13 protein-coding genes and 1 pseudogene are annotated in these 15,514 nt (G+C 60.7%); 10 read left to right on the forward strand and 4 right to left on the reverse strand.

The window, feature by feature from the left end; all coding sequences use genetic code 11:
• Nucleotides 1-187: 187 nt before the first annotated feature.
• Nucleotides 188-262, reverse strand: a pseudogene (locus tag LJE91_15730) (isoprenylcysteine carboxylmethyltransferase family protein).
• Nucleotides 263-411: 149 nt separating this feature from the next.
• Between LJE91_15730 and LJE91_15735 the strand changes: the two are divergent.
• Together LJE91_15735 and LJE91_15740 are read left to right on the forward strand one after the other, a co-directional pair.
• The gene (locus LJE91_15735; protein MCG6870120.1) at nt 412-819 is read left to right on the forward strand and encodes a hypothetical protein; all 408 of its coding nucleotides are present in this window, start codon (nt 412-414) and stop codon (nt 817-819) included.
• A gap of 139 nt (nt 820-958) precedes the next feature.
• Nucleotides 959-1,393 (forward strand): hypothetical protein, encoded by a 435-nt coding sequence (locus LJE91_15740; GenBank protein ID MCG6870121.1) that lies wholly within the window; start codon nt 959-961, stop codon nt 1,391-1,393.
• A gap of 88 nt (nt 1,394-1,481) precedes the next feature.
• On the opposite strand, the gene LJE91_15745 is transcribed toward LJE91_15740, so the two are convergent.
• A complete protein-coding gene (locus LJE91_15745) occupies nt 1,482-1,652 on the reverse strand; it encodes a hypothetical protein (GenBank protein ID MCG6870122.1) in 171 nt (56 codons plus the stop codon).
• A 514-nt stretch (nt 1,653-2,166) separates the two neighbouring features.
• Between LJE91_15745 and LJE91_15750 the strand changes: the two genes are divergently transcribed.
• Nucleotides 2,167-2,520: a hypothetical protein gene (locus LJE91_15750; protein ID MCG6870123.1), complete on the forward strand. Its 354-nt coding sequence runs from the start codon at nt 2,167-2,169 to the stop codon at nt 2,518-2,520.
• Nucleotides 2,521-2,666: 146 nt separating this feature from the next.
• Here the strand turns inward: LJE91_15750 and LJE91_15755 are convergent, their stop codons facing one another.
• Nucleotides 2,667-4,364, reverse strand: coding sequence for a tetratricopeptide repeat protein (locus LJE91_15755; GenBank protein ID MCG6870124.1), 1,698 nt, complete (start codon nt 4,362-4,364; stop codon nt 2,667-2,669).
• Nucleotides 4,365-4,672: 308 nt separating this feature from the next.
• Between LJE91_15755 and LJE91_15760 the strand changes: the two genes are divergently transcribed.
• Complete coding sequence (locus LJE91_15760; GenBank protein ID MCG6870125.1) at nt 4,673-6,256, forward strand: thioredoxin fold domain-containing protein; 1,584 nt, start codon at nt 4,673-4,675, stop codon at nt 6,254-6,256.
• A 70-nt stretch (nt 6,257-6,326) separates the two neighbouring features.
• Nucleotides 6,327-7,454 carry a thioredoxin fold domain-containing protein gene (locus LJE91_15765; GenBank protein MCG6870126.1) on the forward strand — a complete coding sequence of 376 codons (1,128 nt, stop codon included), beginning with the start codon at nt 6,327-6,329 and terminating at the stop codon, nt 7,452-7,454.
• A gap of 172 nt (nt 7,455-7,626) precedes the next feature.
• Here the strand turns inward: LJE91_15765 and LJE91_15770 are convergent, their stop codons facing one another.
• Nucleotides 7,627-9,546 (reverse strand): PAS domain S-box protein, encoded by a 1,920-nt coding sequence (locus LJE91_15770; protein MCG6870127.1) that lies wholly within the window; start codon nt 9,544-9,546, stop codon nt 7,627-7,629.
• A 102-nt stretch (nt 9,547-9,648) separates the two neighbouring features.
• On the opposite strand from LJE91_15770, the gene LJE91_15775 reads away from it, so the two are divergent.
• The 5 genes from LJE91_15775 (at nt 9,649) to LJE91_15795 (ending at nt 15,355) form a co-directional block, all read left to right on the forward strand.
• Nucleotides 9,649-11,367 (forward strand): DEAD/DEAH box helicase, encoded by a 1,719-nt coding sequence (locus LJE91_15775; protein MCG6870128.1) that lies wholly within the window; start codon nt 9,649-9,651, stop codon nt 11,365-11,367.
• A gap of 194 nt (nt 11,368-11,561) precedes the next feature.
• Nucleotides 11,562-13,004 (forward strand): DEAD/DEAH box helicase, encoded by a 1,443-nt coding sequence (locus tag LJE91_15780; GenBank protein ID MCG6870129.1) that lies wholly within the window; start codon nt 11,562-11,564, stop codon nt 13,002-13,004.
• Between the two features lie 458 nt (nt 13,005-13,462).
• On the forward strand, nt 13,463-13,804 hold the full coding sequence (locus tag LJE91_15785; GenBank protein ID MCG6870130.1) for a hypothetical protein: 342 nt from the start codon (nt 13,463-13,465) through the stop codon (nt 13,802-13,804).
• Between the two features lie 69 nt (nt 13,805-13,873).
• Complete coding sequence (locus LJE91_15790) at nt 13,874-14,581, forward strand: rhodanese-like domain-containing protein (protein ID MCG6870131.1); 708 nt, start codon at nt 13,874-13,876, stop codon at nt 14,579-14,581.
• A 225-nt stretch (nt 14,582-14,806) separates the two neighbouring features.
• Complete coding sequence (locus LJE91_15795) at nt 14,807-15,355, forward strand: hypothetical protein (protein MCG6870132.1); 549 nt, start codon at nt 14,807-14,809, stop codon at nt 15,353-15,355.
• The last annotated feature ends 159 nt before the right edge of the window (nt 15,356-15,514 follow it).

A 15,514-nucleotide genomic window follows, 5' to 3' on the forward strand; every position in this document is an offset into this window, starting at 1 on the left:
ACCGGTATCTTCGCAAAATCCAAGCCTCCGCCAAAGGCTGCTCGGCAGAATCGCCGCAGTTGGCTTGCTTCCGATTGAATTCCCGAGGTTTTTCGCCAGGCCCTTACAAGAAGACCGCAGGGCCGAGATCAGGTCCTCTGAAGGTGTAGGTGCTGCACTCGGCCGGATTCGGCACGATGCGTGTTCACCAGCGCTTGAAGGCCGGGCGGGCCATCGCGCTGTGCTGGATGGCGAAGGCCCCGAGCAGCGCCAGATTGCGGATGCTGCGCGAGATGGTCGGGGCGCTGGAGTCGCTCTCAGCGGACCGTCCCCTGGTGCTCTAGCTCGAGGATCTGCCGTGGAGCGACGGGTCGACAATCGACCACCTCGACCTGCTGGCTGCACCTGCGGGCCGGCGGTAATCCCCTGTTCATGGAGAACGTTGTCGCGTACTGGTTCTCGGAGGGGCGACTGAAGGAGCGGGATGATCGCATCGAGCTGGTGGGACCGCTGGAGGCCCTGTCCGCCGGTGTGCCGGAATCCTTGCGCCTCGCCCTGAAACGACAGATCGAGCTGCTACCGGACCGGGCGCAGGACGTTCTCGAGGCGGCGGCGGTTCTCGGGGTCGAAATCGAGACGGCTGACGACGAGCTGGCGGAACTTGCCCACAGGGGTATCTGCCTGTCGCCCGGGAGCCCCGAGCATTGGGCAGACGGTACGGAAACCGCGAGTTTCTCATTTACGCATAACCTCTATCAGGACGTAATCTACGGGCGGATTTCTCCAGCGAAGCGGACGCGGATGCACTACAGGGTCGCGGAGCGATTCGAGACCGGGTAGGGTGAGGTCGCAACGGAGCACGCCGCGGAGCTCGCGCTGCACTTCGTGCGCGGCCGCGATTCGGCGAGGGCGGTTCAATATCTCAAACTGGCGGCCGAGCAGGGATTCCGGCTCAGTGCCCACAAGGAGGCGATTGCCCATGGAACAGGCGCTTGAGCTGTTGTCCGGGCTCCCGAAGCACAAGGAACGCATGCGCCTGGAGGCCGACCCGCATGCCATGCTCGCGCCGGCGACCATCGCCACGCAGGGTTGGAAGGCGCCTCAGGCCGAGGCGTCCTATCTGCGGGCAAGCGAGCTCTACGAGCGTCTTGGCGACGAGGCCAGCCGGTTCTCCGTACGCTACGGGGTCGACGTACTCCACGAGATTCGTGGTGAATACCCGAAGACCCAGTCGGTATTGGAGGACTGCCTGTCCCGTCTGAGGGACCATCGGCAGAGTGGCGTGATCGAAGCCCACGAGCTGCTCGCCTGCTCGCTGTATCACCAGGGCGCCTTCGTAAACAGCGTTCAGCACGCCGATCAGGGCTTCGGCGCCTACCGCATTTTGCCATTGAGGTTCCGTGCTCGCGGATAAACATCGGCGGAATTCTTTTGTCTGGTTCGTTCCGGTCCGCCGGCCAAACCTTTTCCCTGTTCCCGGGTAACGCTAGATGTTATCGCTTCTATTCCGCCTCTACTTTTGCGGTCTTGATGCGATCTTTATACAACACCGCCAATGGTTCCCATACTTCCTCGAATAACAAATCCTCCTTTTCGGTATCCGTATCCGCTGACTCAATAATATCGATCGCCCGCCTGTACAAATACTCTTCCTTCTCCAGTCTTGTAGCCATCTGAATGCTCCTCTTCAAAATGATGTTCTTCAATCAATGTCTGGTGTGTCTGGCAGTCCCGCTTTCATGGATTTATCGCTGTTGGGCAGGTTCTTTTCTCACCTTGTGGCGAAAGGGTGCGCCACAAAAAGTCTTTTTCGACGAGCAAAGGTAAGGTATCGAAAACGGTGATTCGTGTAAAACAGAACGTCGAGCTGGAGGACCGCAGGTCCATAGGAGCTTCTGCCGGGACAACCCTTTGCTGGTCTCCGGGACCACCCGCTATCTGGCTCGCGGACAAGCCCCGCGCGTTGCAGGCTCCCAGAACGCGTCGTAAGAAGGGTTCGTTTGCATTGGTATCAATCAATTCGATATTTGTCGGATAATCGCATACTATTCATTTCGAGCATCCCATGAATCGTTTTCTCAAGCGTCATTAACCTGCTGTTATTTAGCGTTGATTCTGAAGACTCTGGCTCTGGCGCGGTTCGTGCAACGTGGGAATACAGAATTTCCCACACTTCGGAGCTACGACGTGGACCGTATCAACGCCCTCTGTTTGATCGCCTTCCTCCTGGTCGGCTGCCTGATATGCCCGGCGTTCGCGGAATTTTCGATACGGGAGATCGAGGCCGCGTTGGCCCGACAGGTCTGCACGGGGATTCCCGGCGTCCCGTGTTATTCGGTGAACGATGTGCTGGGGCTCGTTCAGGCCGGAAAAGACTTTATCGGTCTGTCGAAACTCGAGGACCTTGCCTTTTCAATCCTCGACCCGGTTATCAACAAGGTGCTCGGCCCGATCCAGGCAGTGTTCCCGGCCCCGCCGTCTTTCCCGGCACTCGATCTGGGACTGCCGGAGTTCTCCGGTATGCTGAATGACGACACGTAACGGTGTGGAACGAGTTCATGGCGGAATTGCGCAACCTGCTGAATATGCCGTCGATATTCCAGTGCGCCGAAGCGAATGGCGTTGTTGAAGAGGCGCCTCCCGTCGGCGAAGAGCAGTAAACGTTCCCAGCCGGATTTCTTTCCGGATCACTCCGGGAGCCCCAGTTCGGCCAGCGCCCCGGTCAGCGAATCGCGCTGATGGGGGTCCTTGAGCGGGAAGGCAAACAGCAGCCGCGACAGGGAAAAGTCGGGATTGATTGCGAGCAGCTCCTGCACTTCCCACGCGGCGTCCTCCTCCCGTCCCAGTTTGATCCAGGTTGCCGCCAGCCACAGGCGCGCCCGCGCGTGCGCCGGATTTCGCTCCAGGGCCGCTTCGAATTCCCGCGCTGCCTCGCGGTATTGCCCCGTCGCGAAATCGATCTCGCCGGCGATTTCGCCATAAGAGGCGGACGAGGCGGGGTTTCGTCGCAATGCTTCACTCAGCACCGGCCGCGCCTGGTCCGGCCGGCCCGCATAGTGAAGGATCCAGGCAAGCAGGGCATAGGCGTCGGCATAGTTGGGGTCCAGTTCGATTGCGGTCGCCGCCGCCTCGGCAGCACGATCGTGCTGCCCCCGGAAGAGTGCCACCTGGGCGCGCACGAAGTGGATCTGCGGCACTGTTGCGTCGATCGAGGCCGCCTTGTCCGCGAATTCCGCCGCCCTGGATAAGGCACCCTCCGCATCGCTGGTCCAGCCGTCGATCCCCAGACGCGACCAGGCGAGCGCCAGACCGGCATAGGCACGCGCGTAACCGGGATCCAGCGCGATGGCCTGCTCGAAGTGTGCCATGGCGACGCGATTGTCCTCGGGGGTGCGTCGTCCATAACGATCCTGGCCCCGCAGGAACTCGTCGTAGGCGGCGATGCTTCGGGTCGCGCCACTGCGTGCGAGCGGCAATACGGGCGTGGCCAGCCTCGTGCGAAGGGCCGTCGAGATGCCCTCGACGACCTCGTCCTGCATCTCGAACAGCTTTCCGGTATCGCCGACGAATCGTTTGCCCCACAAGGTCCGGCCACTCGACGCTTCGATCAACCGGGCGTTGATCCTCACCTGGTCGTCCATGCGCTGAACCGCACCGCGAATCAGGTAATGCACGCCGAGTTCCGAGGCGATCGCACGATCGTCGGCGTCAACGTCGCGGTAACCGAAGACGCTCCCGGGTGCGATCACCAGCAAGCCCGGCAGGCGCGACAGTTCGGCGATCAGGTCCAGTGTGATCCCCTTGGCGAAATAGGCCTGCGATCCGTCCTCACTCAGCACATCGAAGGGTATGACGGCAATGGGTGCGCCTGCGTCTTCCCCGGGACGGGTCGTCACGGGTTCGTCCGCCGATCGCCAGGTGTACACGGCGGCGACGAACGCGGCCGCAATCAGGGGTAGAAAAAGTAAAAGCCGCCGTCGCCGCAAGCTGCCGAATTTTTCTGTCACCCGGGAAATCCCGGGTGCCACGTTTGCGTCGATCGGCACTGGGTCGATCTGCAGGCGGTAGCCCCTCTTGGCGATGGTTTCGATGACCCGGGGCTTGCGTGGATTGTCGTCCAGGGCCTTGCGCAGCTTTGCGACCGTATTGGTCACCGAATTCTCGGTCACGATCCGCCCCGGCCAGATCTCGTTCTCGAGTTCCTGACGCGAGACCACGCGCCCTGGCTCGCTTGCCAGTGCTAGCAGGACCTGCATGACCTTTGCCTCGACCCGCTGGTTTTTCCCGTCGCGCGCGATCCGCAACACCGGTGGATCGACCCGGGCTTCCCCCAGGAAAAACGGAGGGCGATCCGTCAGTGACCTGATCTGGTCGCTGTCTTCCATGCCGGACAGGTCTCCTAAGCTGTTGATCTTCCGTTCGAAAGTAAAACAACGGAGAAACGCGAGGGTTTCGTGGGGACAACTGAGGCGAGTTGCGCTTTCATAGTCGGTGAGAGGTTGCTTCAGGCTTGGGGCCGTCACGGAAGACGGCTCACCGATGAGACTAGCATGAAAACTACAGGCCCAATTTTCTCAATCTGCGCCGCGCTGCTGACTATGTTGAGCCGGCACTGGCTCGATCCAAGTCGTGGCTTGGGAATCCGCCGATGGATGGGGAACACTCACGAGTCCGGCACAGACAGAGGTCACACATGCGTGATTCGATAGCCGTCGCAACCCGTTTCCTCCGCCTGGGAATTGATTCGCGCGCAGTCAGCGCGATAGCGATCACGTGCTTTCTGGTCCCGTTGCCGGTGACGGATGCGCTTGCGGACCCGGTTCCGGACGCCGGCCGTGCGGGACAGTTTGCAGCGGCGGGGGATGCGGCGCTCCTGGAGCATACCGCTCAGGAACGGCACGACCCTACCGGCGAAAGCCCGCTGATGTTGGCCGTCAGGGAACGCCGTGTAGGCTCCGTCGAGGTGTTGCTGGACGCCGGCGCGGACCCTGATCGCAGGAACCGGTCTGGTGAGACGTCCCTGCACCTGGCGGTGAGGGGGGATCCCGATATTATCAAGCTGCTGCTCGAGGCGGGCGCGAATCCCAATGCGCAGGATACCGGTGGTGTCACGCCCCTGATGCTTGCGGCCGCGGCGGGGCGGGAAGACAGCACTAAGATGCTTCGCGGTGCCGGGGCGCGACTGGACATGAAGGATTATCAGGGGGCCTCGGTGAGAGACTGGGCATTGCGCGGGGGCCATCGTGCGCTTGCCGCGCGGCTCGAAGCACAATTGGACAATGCACGGACAGTACCGGCCTCCGGCAAATCCGGTGCCGATTTTGCAGAGGACGTATTCGTCGATGTGACGTTTCCCGAGTGGTTCAAGACCAGCTTTCTGGATCTGCGGGAGGATCTCGCCGATGCGATCGACGCAGGCAAACAGGGCATCGCGCTTTTCATCAGCGCCTCACGGTGCAGCTACTGCAAGGCCTTTATGGACCGCTCGCTCGAGGATCCTGAGATCCGCAGTCGCCTGACAGCCGGCTTCGACGTCATTGGACTCGATATATTCGATGACAGCGAACTGACAACCGTGGAGGGCGAGCAGGTGCGCATGAAGGAGTTCGTGACGTTGAACCGAGCGAGCTTTACCCCCACCCTGATCTTTCTGGGCGAAGAGGGTCGTGTCCTGTTGCGGATCGTCGGCTACTACCCGCCCGAGCGGTTTCGCCGGGTGCTGGACTACCTCGAGACCCGTGCCTACCTGAACCAGCATTTTCGGGATTACCTGGCGGCGTCTTCATCCCGAATCGACCGCGGCAACCGTCCCATCATCGCGGATGAACTGTTCACGAGGCCGCCCTACATGCTCGATCGCAGCATCATGCCGGCGCAAAGGCCCCTGCTCGTCGTCTTCGAGCACCCGGGGTGCGATGCCTGTGAGCGGTTCCACCGTCGCGTAATGCAGGACAGGTCGGTCCGCAGACTGATCGGTGAGTTCGAGGCCGTTCAACTGGACGCCGGTGATGAAGACGGGCGTGTCGTTACGCCGGGTGGCGAAAAGGAAACGCCAAGGGGTTGGTATCGACGGCTGGATCTCAGTTACCTTCCGGCCGTCCTCTTCTTCGACGAGCGGGGCAGGGAGGTCATGCGACTCGATTCGGAAACGCAACGCTTTCGCATGGAGGGAACCCTGCAACTGGTGCTCGAGCGTGCCTACACGAAGGACGCCCAGTTACAGCGCTGGCGTCGGGACAAGGCGATCGAAAGTGTTCGGCGACAAAGCGGCGGGTGATCGTGCAGACCTGGCCAGGCGGGTCCGTTTTCCCGTTCGCCAAGCCAACTGAAAGCAGGGGCAACGACGGATGAATCGAGGTGTATTCATCGAGGTACTGGCCTTGATGGCCTTGCAGTGTTTTCCCCTCGGGAGCGCTTCGGCGACAACCGAGGATACGGAAAAAATCTATTCTTTCGATGACCGTCCCACCGACTACGACGGTAGTCTCCCCGAGTGGTTCAAGCAGAGCTTTCTCAACCTGGACGAGGACCTGGACGAGGCGCTCGAGAATGGAAAGTCCGGGCTGATCGTCTATTTCGGCCAGGCGCATTGCGCCTACTGCAAGGCGCTTATGGAAAAACCGCTGGCCCGGGTCGATCTCGTCGAGTATCTGATCCGTCACTTCGACGTGGTGGGTCTGAGCATACACGACGTTCGGGAGCTGACAGCCCCGGATGGAGAGACGCTCACGGCGAAGGAATACTCCATTCGCGAGGACGCGCAGTTCACGCCGACACTGATATTCTTCGGCAGGGATCGTCAGAAGGCGCTGAGCTTGCGGGGATTCTATCCCGCCTACGAGATCAGGGCCGCGCTGGAATATGTGGCCGATGGTCATTACCAGACCATGCCGTTTGGTGACTACCTGGCACAGGCCAATCCCCCACCCTTGTTCGACGATGAGGCTCTGAACGGCGACCCCTTGTTCATGAGCCCTCCCTTTGCACTGGATCGCCGACATTTCCCGGCCAGTCAGCCACTGGCCGTGTTCTTTGAACAGCCAGCATGCCACGCCTGCGACGTGCTGCACAGTGAACCGCTGCAGGATCCCGTGGTGCGCAGACGGCTGAAAGTTTTCGATGTTGCACAGTTGAATGTGCGCGACCGGCGTACTCCGGTGCTGACGCCGGATGGACGCCGTGTGACGCCAGCACTGTGGGCCGCGGAACTGAAACTCTTCTACACGCCGACGCTGATCTTTTTCGATCTCGATGGGAAAGAGGTCTTCCGAGTCGACTCCGTGATTCAATTCTTCCGTCTTGCCGGCGTGTTGCGATACGTCGCGGACAAGGCCTATCGGGAGCATCCGGTGTTCCAGCATTGGAAGTTCGCGATGAACCGGGAAGAAATACGGAAGTTTCCCGGGCATCCCGTAACCGGGGAGGATCGTCCGGGAGCCGTCGCCGTACAAGCGGGAGCCGTGAAACCGGAGTAGATTGTCGGGTGGACCCACCGCACAATACCGCCGGCAGAAGGTTAGGATGCGTGCATTTATACCGGTTTCGTATTCCGGTCAGAAGGTCGCTGGCGGACATTTAGGCGATTGCCCTGCATGAGTCGATTCCGAACGCCGCTGGAGCGAGGCCTGCGACGGGCCGCATCGACGATCAGCAGGATTGATTGATCAGGCGTACCAGATCATCGGGGTCGACGGGTTTGAACAGGAACCGGCAGCGATTCAGCCCCGGGTGGTTCGGCTGCATGTGAGCGACGTCTCCGGTGAGCAGTATGGCGGGAATCTCACGGCCGGCCTTGCGGCGAACCTTCTGAATCACCCGATCTCCGGTATCCCCCTGCGGCAGAAGATAGTCAGCGACGATAATGTCCGGCTGGTTCGGGTTCGATGACATTCGAGCCAACGCGTCCGGTCCGCAAGCGGCGGTATCAACCCTGAAACCACAGACCTCCAGGAACAGGCGGGTAGAGTTCCGCACCGCCGGGTCATCATCAACCAGCAAGACCTGCAGGTTCTCCCGATGAGCCATTTGTGGTCGGGATTCACGCTTGTCCCGGCGTTTTCCGGAAACGTGCGCGACGGGCACCTCGATGCTGAAACAGGAACCTTTGTCCAGCCGCGAACGGACATCGATCTTGTGGTTAAGCTGGTTCGCAACGCGTTTCGATATCGCCAATCCCAGTCCCAGACCCTTGCGCCGGTCACGGGCAGGATTGTCGAGTTGATAGAAGTCCTCGAAGATCCTCTCGAGTTGATCGTCTGGAATCCCGACTCCGGTGTCCCAGACCTCGATGCGCACACTTGATCCGCGACGGCGACACCCAAGCAATACCTTTCCGGAAGGGGTGTACCGTATCGCGTTGTCAACGAAGTTCCGTACGAGTTGTTCCAGCAAGGTGGGATCGCTACGAACCATTGCAGTGCGGGGAATTACTCGCAGGATGATCCCCTTTTCTTTCGCCTGTCGTTGGAAATGGAGTCGCATGCTGTTGAACAGCGCCTCAATCCGACAGTCAGTGATCTCTGGCTGAATGATGCCGCTATCCAGTTTGCTGATATCCAGGTAGGTATCCAGGAGATCGCGCATGGCGATAACGGCGCTCTTCAGTTCATGCAGATTCTCTTGCGTCCGTGGATCGTCAAGCTTTTTGGACAACGACGCCGTCAGCAGGCTGATTGCCTGCAACGGTTGCCGCAGGTCGTGACTCGCGGCAGCGAGAAATCGTGACTTGGCCGTGTTCGCCTGCTCGGCCTCGTCCTTCGCTTTGCGCAGGGTCTGCTCCGCCAGCTTGCGCTGCGTGATATCCGAGCCAAGCACCAGAATGCCGGTGACCTCTCCGCTGTCATTGCGTATCGGAATCTTGCTGGTCTCGATCCACCGGATTTGATTGCGACTGACTTTGAGGGGCTCCACGATTCCCATCTTCGGTCTGCCGGATTGGATGACCTCCAGGTCGTCCGCGTAATAGCGATCGGCGTGTTCGGGGTAGAATTGGTGACTGGGGCGGCCCTTCATCTCGTCCGGTGTCATACCGAGGGAATCGGCGGCGGCCTTGTTGGCCCTGAGAATGGTGTTGTTTGTATCTTTATAGAAGATGTAGGTCGGCACGTTGTTGAGTATCGTTTCCAGCTCGTTCCCGGAATGCCTGGAAACTTCGTTTGCTGCCGTTTTCGCTTCGATGTGGGAGCGCATCGAATTCCGTGTTTTATCTCCCGCTGCCATTCTGTCGGAAAGCTCCCTGACTGCATGCACAAAGAGAGGACCTTCGGCTGTCTCAAGGGCAAGCGCGTTGATGAGAATACGGATCTCGCTCCCGTCCCTGCGTAACGCAAGGACCTCAACACCGGTATCCTCTTGCCGCTCGAGCGGTCCATCGCGACTGGCCTCACAAAGCCGACTGTAACGGTGGCGGTCGTCCCTGTGGATCAAGTCAAAAAACGACACGCCGACCAGCTCGTTGTCCGAGTACCCGAACAGGGTCTCCATGTATCTGTTGACCTGGCGGATCTGTCCGTTTCCCCTGGTTACGGCCATGGCGACGGGATTGGCATGGTGCTTCTGGCTCTGCACAGTGGTCTGTCCGTTTGTTGAAGGCGCGACCGGTAGGAGGGCAGTATACTGCGCTACCGGTGATGCCCGTGACCCGGGCACGCCGCCCACCAGGAATTATCGATGTCGAATGCCAATCTCTCCACCCCGGGCTTCAGCGGTCTGAAGCTGCCCGACACATTGCTGGCCGCGCTCGATGAGGTCGGCTACGAAGACCCCTCGCCGATCCAGGCGCAGACCATTCCCCCTCTGCTGGAAGGACTGGACCTGCTGGGACATGCCCCCACCGGCACCGGCAAGACCGCTGCCTTCGCCTTGCCCCTGCTCTCGAGGTTGTCCGTCGATCGGCGGCAGGTCCAGGTGATGGTTCTTACGCCGACGCGGGAACTGGCGATACAGGTGGCCGAGGCCTTCCAGCGTTATGCCTCGCACATTAGAGGGTTCCATGTGTTGCCGATCTACGGCGGTCAGGATTACGGCGGACAGATCCGTCACCTCAAGCGGGGTGTACATGTCGTTGTGGGGACGCCGGGCAGGGTGATGGATCACATGCGCAGGGGCACACTCAGCCTGGATGCCCTGCAGGCGCTGGTGCTGGACGAGGCCGACGAGATGCTGAGAATGGGATTCATCGACGATGTCGAGTGGATCCTGGAACAGACGCCCGAGCAACGACAGACGGCGCTGTTTTCGGCGACCATGCCGAAAGAGATCCGGCGCATCGCCCGGCGTCATCTACGCGACCCAAGAGAGATCGCTATCGAGGCGCGCAGCGCTGCAGCCGACACCATTCGTCAGCGCTACTGGATGGTCAGCGGGGTGCACAAGCTCGATGCACTGACGAGGATCCTGGAGGTGGAGCCCTTCGACGCCCTGCTGATGTTCGTCCGTACCCGCTCGGCCACGACGGAACTGGCCGAGCGGCTGGAGGCCCGGGGATACGCGGCAGCGGCGCTGAACGGCGATATGCCCCAGAAACACCGCGAGCAGACGGTCGAACGTCTGAAGCGGGGCTCACTCGAAATCCTGGTCGCCACCGATGTTGCCGCCCGGGGGCTGGACGTGCAACGAATCAGCCATGTGGTCAACTACGATATTCCGTATGACACCGAGGCCTATATCCATCGTATCGGTCGCACCGGTCGGGCAGGCAGGTCGGGTGACGCCATCCTGTTCGTCGCACCGCGGGAACGGCGATTGCTCCATGCCATCGAGAAGGCGACGCGGCAGAAGATCGAGCCGCTGGAATTGCCGTCGACCGAGATGGTCAACAACAAGCGTATCGCCGATTTCAAACAGGGCATCAGCGATACGCTTGCCGCCGGCGAACTGGATTTCCTGCAGGGCCTGCTGGAACAGTATCAGCGCGAGCACGATGTCCCGGCGATGGAGATCGCCGCGGCGCTGGCGAAGATCTCCATCGGCGATCGGCAGTGGTTGCTGAAGCCGGACAAGGACAGGCCTGCCCAGGTCAAGGATGGCCCCCGCCAAGGCAGTGAACGTGGCAAGCCGCGTGAGAAAAAACCGATGTCCCGGCCCGCCAGGGGTATGGAACGGTTCCGCATCGAGGTCGGGCATCAGCACAACGTCAAGCCCGGCAATATCGTCGGCGCCATCGCCAACGAGGCGGGGATCGATGCCATGTACATCGGGCATATCGATATCCATACGGACTTCAGCCTGGTCGACCTTCCCGCGGGCATGCCGAAAGACATCTATCGGGATCTCGGGAAGGCCTGGGTGTGTGGCCAGCGACTCGGGATCTCCCGACTGGATCAACCCGCAAGAAAGGGAACGAAAACCGGACACAAACCGAAAAGGCACAAGAAAACAGACGGGTAGCCGGGATTCTGTTAGACTGCGGCCTCTCCGGTTGGTGCACATCGTCCGGACCCTAAGGGCTCACCGGAGATACCGCTGAGCAGTACGGCCCCTGCAGGGGCCTCCCGCTTGCATAATATTCCCCCCATCCAGTCCGTCACGGCGCGTATCGGTAAAGCCGTCGCCGGGACGGCAAGAGCAGAGTATATATTTCAATGTCCTTCGATTCCCTCGGCCTTTCGGTCGAACTCCTGCGCGCGGTTCGCGAGCAGGGTTACAGTCAACCCACACCGATCCAGCGCAAGGCGATCCCCGCCATCCTCAAAGGCCGGGACGTGATGGGAGGCGCGCAGACCGGTACCGGCAAGACGGCCGGTTTTACGCTGCCGTTGCTGCAGCGTCTGAACGCCGGCCCCATCAGGAACAGGAACGGCCGGCGCCCGGTTCGGGCCCTGGTCCTCACCCCGACGCGGGAGCTGGCGGCCCAGGTCGGCGACAGCGTGGCGACCTACGGGCGCCATCTGCCACTGCGATCGACGGTGATCTTCGGCGGGGTCAAGATCAATCCGCAGTTCGAGGCGCTTCGCCGCGGCGTCGATATACTGGTGGCCACGCCGGGCCGCCTGCTGGACCACGCGGGTCAGGGGACGGTAGACCTTTCGCGGATCGAGATCCTCGTTCTCGACGAGGCCGACCGCATGCTGGACATGGGCTTCATCCACGATATCCGCAGGGTGCTCGCACTGCTGCCGGAGAACGGGGCGCGTCAGAACCTGCTGTTCTCCGCCACTTTCTCGGACGAGATCAAACGACTCGCCGACCGTCTGCTCAACCGTCCCGAACTGATCGAGGTGGCGCGTCGCAATACCGCCGCCGAGCGTATCGAACAGGTCGTGCACCCGGTTGACAGGCACCGCAAGCGGGAATTGCTGAGCCACAGGATCGGGTCGCGCAACTGGCGCCAGGTACTGGTCTTCACGCGGACCAAGCACGGCGCCAACCGTCTGGCCAAGCAACTGGAGCAGGACGGCCTGAGTGCGGCCGCTATCCATGGCAACAAGAGTCAGGCAGCGCGCACCCGTGCGTTGGCCGGGTTCAAGCGCGGGGACATTCGTGTGCTGGTCGCCACCGATATTGCGGCGCGGGGACTGGACATCGATCAGCTGCCTCACGTGGTGAACTATGAACTTCCCAACGTACCGGAGGACTATGTGCACCGCATTGGGCGCACCGGTCGCGCCGGTAACGAGGGCAAGGCGATCTCCCTGGTGTGCGTCGATGAGCATAAGCTGTTGCGCGACATTGAACGGCTGCTGAAGCGTGAGATCCCCAGGGTCGTGCTGAAGGGTTACGAACCGGATCCGGACATACCGGCGGAGCCGATTCAGAACGGCAGGTCTGGCGGGGGGCGTTCACAGCCGGAAGCATATGGCAGGGATCAGAGGCGGGGCAGGTCAACAGCCGGCGGATCCGTTGTCGCCGGCAAGGGTTCCGGGGCGGATCTCAACCGTACCGGTCCCACCTCGTCAAAGGCCGCGAAGAAACCTGTCCGGCGCAAACCCGTCGAATCACGGAACGCATCGCGACGTCAGGGATCGCCTTCCGGCGGGCGCGGTGAAAGGGCGGCATTGTTCGGCGGCAGTTTCCGGGAGGAGTGACAGCCGGGTGTCGTGCGAGCCAGTCTGCTCTCCGATTGAATTCCCGAGGTCTTTCGCCAGACCTCTACAAGTAGACCGCGGGGCCGAGATCAGGTCCTCTGAGATTGGAATTTTTCTACTATCGACTATATTCAGGGTGGGCTATCTGAATTGTCTGCACGACGGAATCGGATTCTTCCGCGACTCGGTTAGCCGGGGAAGCCTGCCTGTTATTGTGCGTCCCAACGCCTTTGTCGACACCGGGTGACGAATCACTATGGCGATGTCGAAAGCAGGCGTGAATCAACTACAGAATCACGACGTCGACAGGCGGTGCGTAGCGAGTCCGGACACTCTCGCTGAAGCGTTGACGCCACACAGGCTCCCCCAGTCAAGACGATCATCCATTCCCGCGGCCGTGTGCGGGCGCCCTACAGACCAAGTACGAATGCCGGACTTCCATTGAGAATGGAGGGAAAATGCCGTTAAGCACAGATCAATACGGACGCTGGCGTTTCATGCTGCTGGGGGCAGGGCTGGCGATCGCGACCAGCATGCCGGTCTCCGGAGACGACTACCTGGATGCCTTGACGGAAGAGGTGGAGGAAGGCGGTGCCTTCGTGGATGAGACATCGGTGCAACAAGTTTCGAGCGAGGACCTGCAGGAAGCACTGAAGGAAAAGATGCCGACGACTGCCAGATTGTATTCAGGTCTGGATCCGGGTGATCAGGAGGAGGTACTCGAGATCTACCGCGAAACCTTGAGTATCAGCAAGGTTTCACTGGAAGTCCTGAAACGTTCCCGTGGTCGTTCACGGTGATTGCCCACCCCGTGTGTGCCTGAGTTCGGGCCGGACATTGCGAGTCGAACCCTATAGGAGACTTTGATCGTGAAAAGCATCATTTCGGCTATGGCCTGCATGTATCTGTCGGCACTGATAAGCGGTAGTGCAATCGCCGCGGACATCGAGGTCAAAATCACCGCAAACATCCCCTTTATCACCGTCCAGTACCAGGGTAAGCAGGTCCGGGTGATGCGTATACAGGATCAAGAACACAAACTGGTCGGCGGCTTCACCAAGACCTCCCGCAAGTGCCCGCCGTTCTGCTTTCAACCGATGGAGGTGGCCCCGGGCGTGGCCACCGTTGGCGAGGTGGAGGTGATCAATTTCATGCGCTATCAGTATTCTTCCGGTACGGGGCTGATCGTGGATGCGCGCGTTCCTTCCTGGCACAAGAAGGGTACGATTCCCGGTTCGGTGAGTGTGCCTTTTACCGTGTTCGACAGGGAGAAGGGCGACCCGGCGAAACTGGATGAGGCGATGAAGCTGTTTAACGTCAAGGCGACCTCGGGAGAGGACGCCGTGGGGTTCTGGGAGAAACTGTTCGGCGCCAGACAGGTAAAGGGCAATTGGGATTTCACCGATGCCAAGGAGCTGCTGCTGTTCTGCAACGGCGCCTGGTGCGGCCAGTCGCCGACTGCGATCCGAGCCCTGCTGGAACTGGGTTATCCGCCGGAAAAGCTGTATTACTATCGCGGCGGTATGCAGATGTGGCAGTTGGGAGGTTTCACTACGCTGGTCCCCGAGGATAGCTGAGCCACGCGAACGGCCACCGTCCGTTCACTTGATTCTCTGACGTTGAGTCGGAACCGGTTCTCGGCGTCGTACTGTTTCTCGAACTCGACCAGGCGTTCGTCGTTGGTGCCGTATGCATCACCGACACGTCCGACCCCATCCTGGCGCATTTCGTCATACCACGTGATACATTTGTAACGTCAGAAGTAAGAACTCCGATGCGTTCTGGGGGGAGCCGTCCTAACGATGATATCAGGACTACTGAAGAGGATCTCGCGCCACCTTCCGGGCCGCCGGATAGACGGTGACGACGGGCAGCCGTATCTGGAACGGTACTATGTCGCGGGTGCCTTTGGCTGGTGCGTGTATCTTCACCGCTTCGTGGCGTCGGACCCCGATCGCGGCGTGCACGACCACCCGTGGCGACACGCCGTGAGCCTGGTATTGAGCGGTGGATATCGCGAACTGCGACTGGTGGGTGGAGAACCCCGTACCACGGTGATCCGCCGGGTTCGCCCCCCCAGCCTGAACGTAATCCGGGGTGAGGATTTCCACCGGGTCCTGCTGGATGGACCCGAGGCCTGGACGCTGTTTCTGCACGGACCAAGGTTCAAGGGATGGGGTTTCCTGCGGGGCGGGACCTACGTGCCTTACGCGCGTGATGCCGCCGATTTCCGTCACGAAAACTGGTGGAAAAAAACGCCGCGTGGCGAATTCCGGGTCGATAGCCCGCGCAGCGCAGTGGCGCAGGACCCGCAGGCCGGCGGGCTGGCAAGGAAGGTTCCGCCCGGATAGCTGCTCGCAAACTGGAATCCTAGGCTCTGTTGACATTTATCTGGGCGAGTGGATTTTCGAGGGATTTTTCGTCCTGACAAGGCGGATTCGATGCGCAATGCCGCCCCATTGCAAGTCGAATCCAACGCCGTCAGGGCGGAAAAGATCCGTAAAGCCGCC

It is taken from the genome of Gammaproteobacteria bacterium, from assembly GCA_022340215.1.
Lineage (GTDB): Bacteria > Pseudomonadota > Gammaproteobacteria > JAJDOJ01 > JAJDOJ01 > JAJDOJ01.

Bases quoted from the DNA above. Each gene is read 5' to 3' on its own strand.
- LJE91_15735 (MCG6870120.1), top strand. From the start codon at position 412: ATGGAGAACGTTGTCGCGTACTGGTTCTCGGAGGGGCGACTGAAGGAG.
- LJE91_15740 (MCG6870121.1), top strand. From the start codon at position 959: ATGGAACAGGCGCTTGAGCTGTTGTCCGGGCTCCCGAAGCACAAGGAA.
- LJE91_15745 (MCG6870122.1), bottom strand. From the start codon at position 1,652: ATGGCTACAAGACTGGAGAAGGAAGAGTATTTGTACAGGCGGGCGATC.
- LJE91_15755 (MCG6870124.1), bottom strand. From the start codon at position 4,364: ATGGAAGACAGCGACCAGATCAGGTCACTGACGGATCGCCCTCCGTTT.
- LJE91_15760 (MCG6870125.1), top strand. From the start codon at position 4,673: ATGCGTGATTCGATAGCCGTCGCAACCCGTTTCCTCCGCCTGGGAATT.
- LJE91_15765 (MCG6870126.1), top strand. From the start codon at position 6,327: ATGAATCGAGGTGTATTCATCGAGGTACTGGCCTTGATGGCCTTGCAG.
- LJE91_15775 (MCG6870128.1), top strand. From the start codon at position 9,649: ATGTCGAATGCCAATCTCTCCACCCCGGGCTTCAGCGGTCTGAAGCTG.
- LJE91_15780 (MCG6870129.1), top strand. From the start codon at position 11,562: ATGTCCTTCGATTCCCTCGGCCTTTCGGTCGAACTCCTGCGCGCGGTT.
- LJE91_15785 (MCG6870130.1), top strand. From the start codon at position 13,463: ATGCCGTTAAGCACAGATCAATACGGACGCTGGCGTTTCATGCTGCTG.
- LJE91_15795 (MCG6870132.1), top strand. From the start codon at position 14,807: ATGATATCAGGACTACTGAAGAGGATCTCGCGCCACCTTCCGGGCCGC.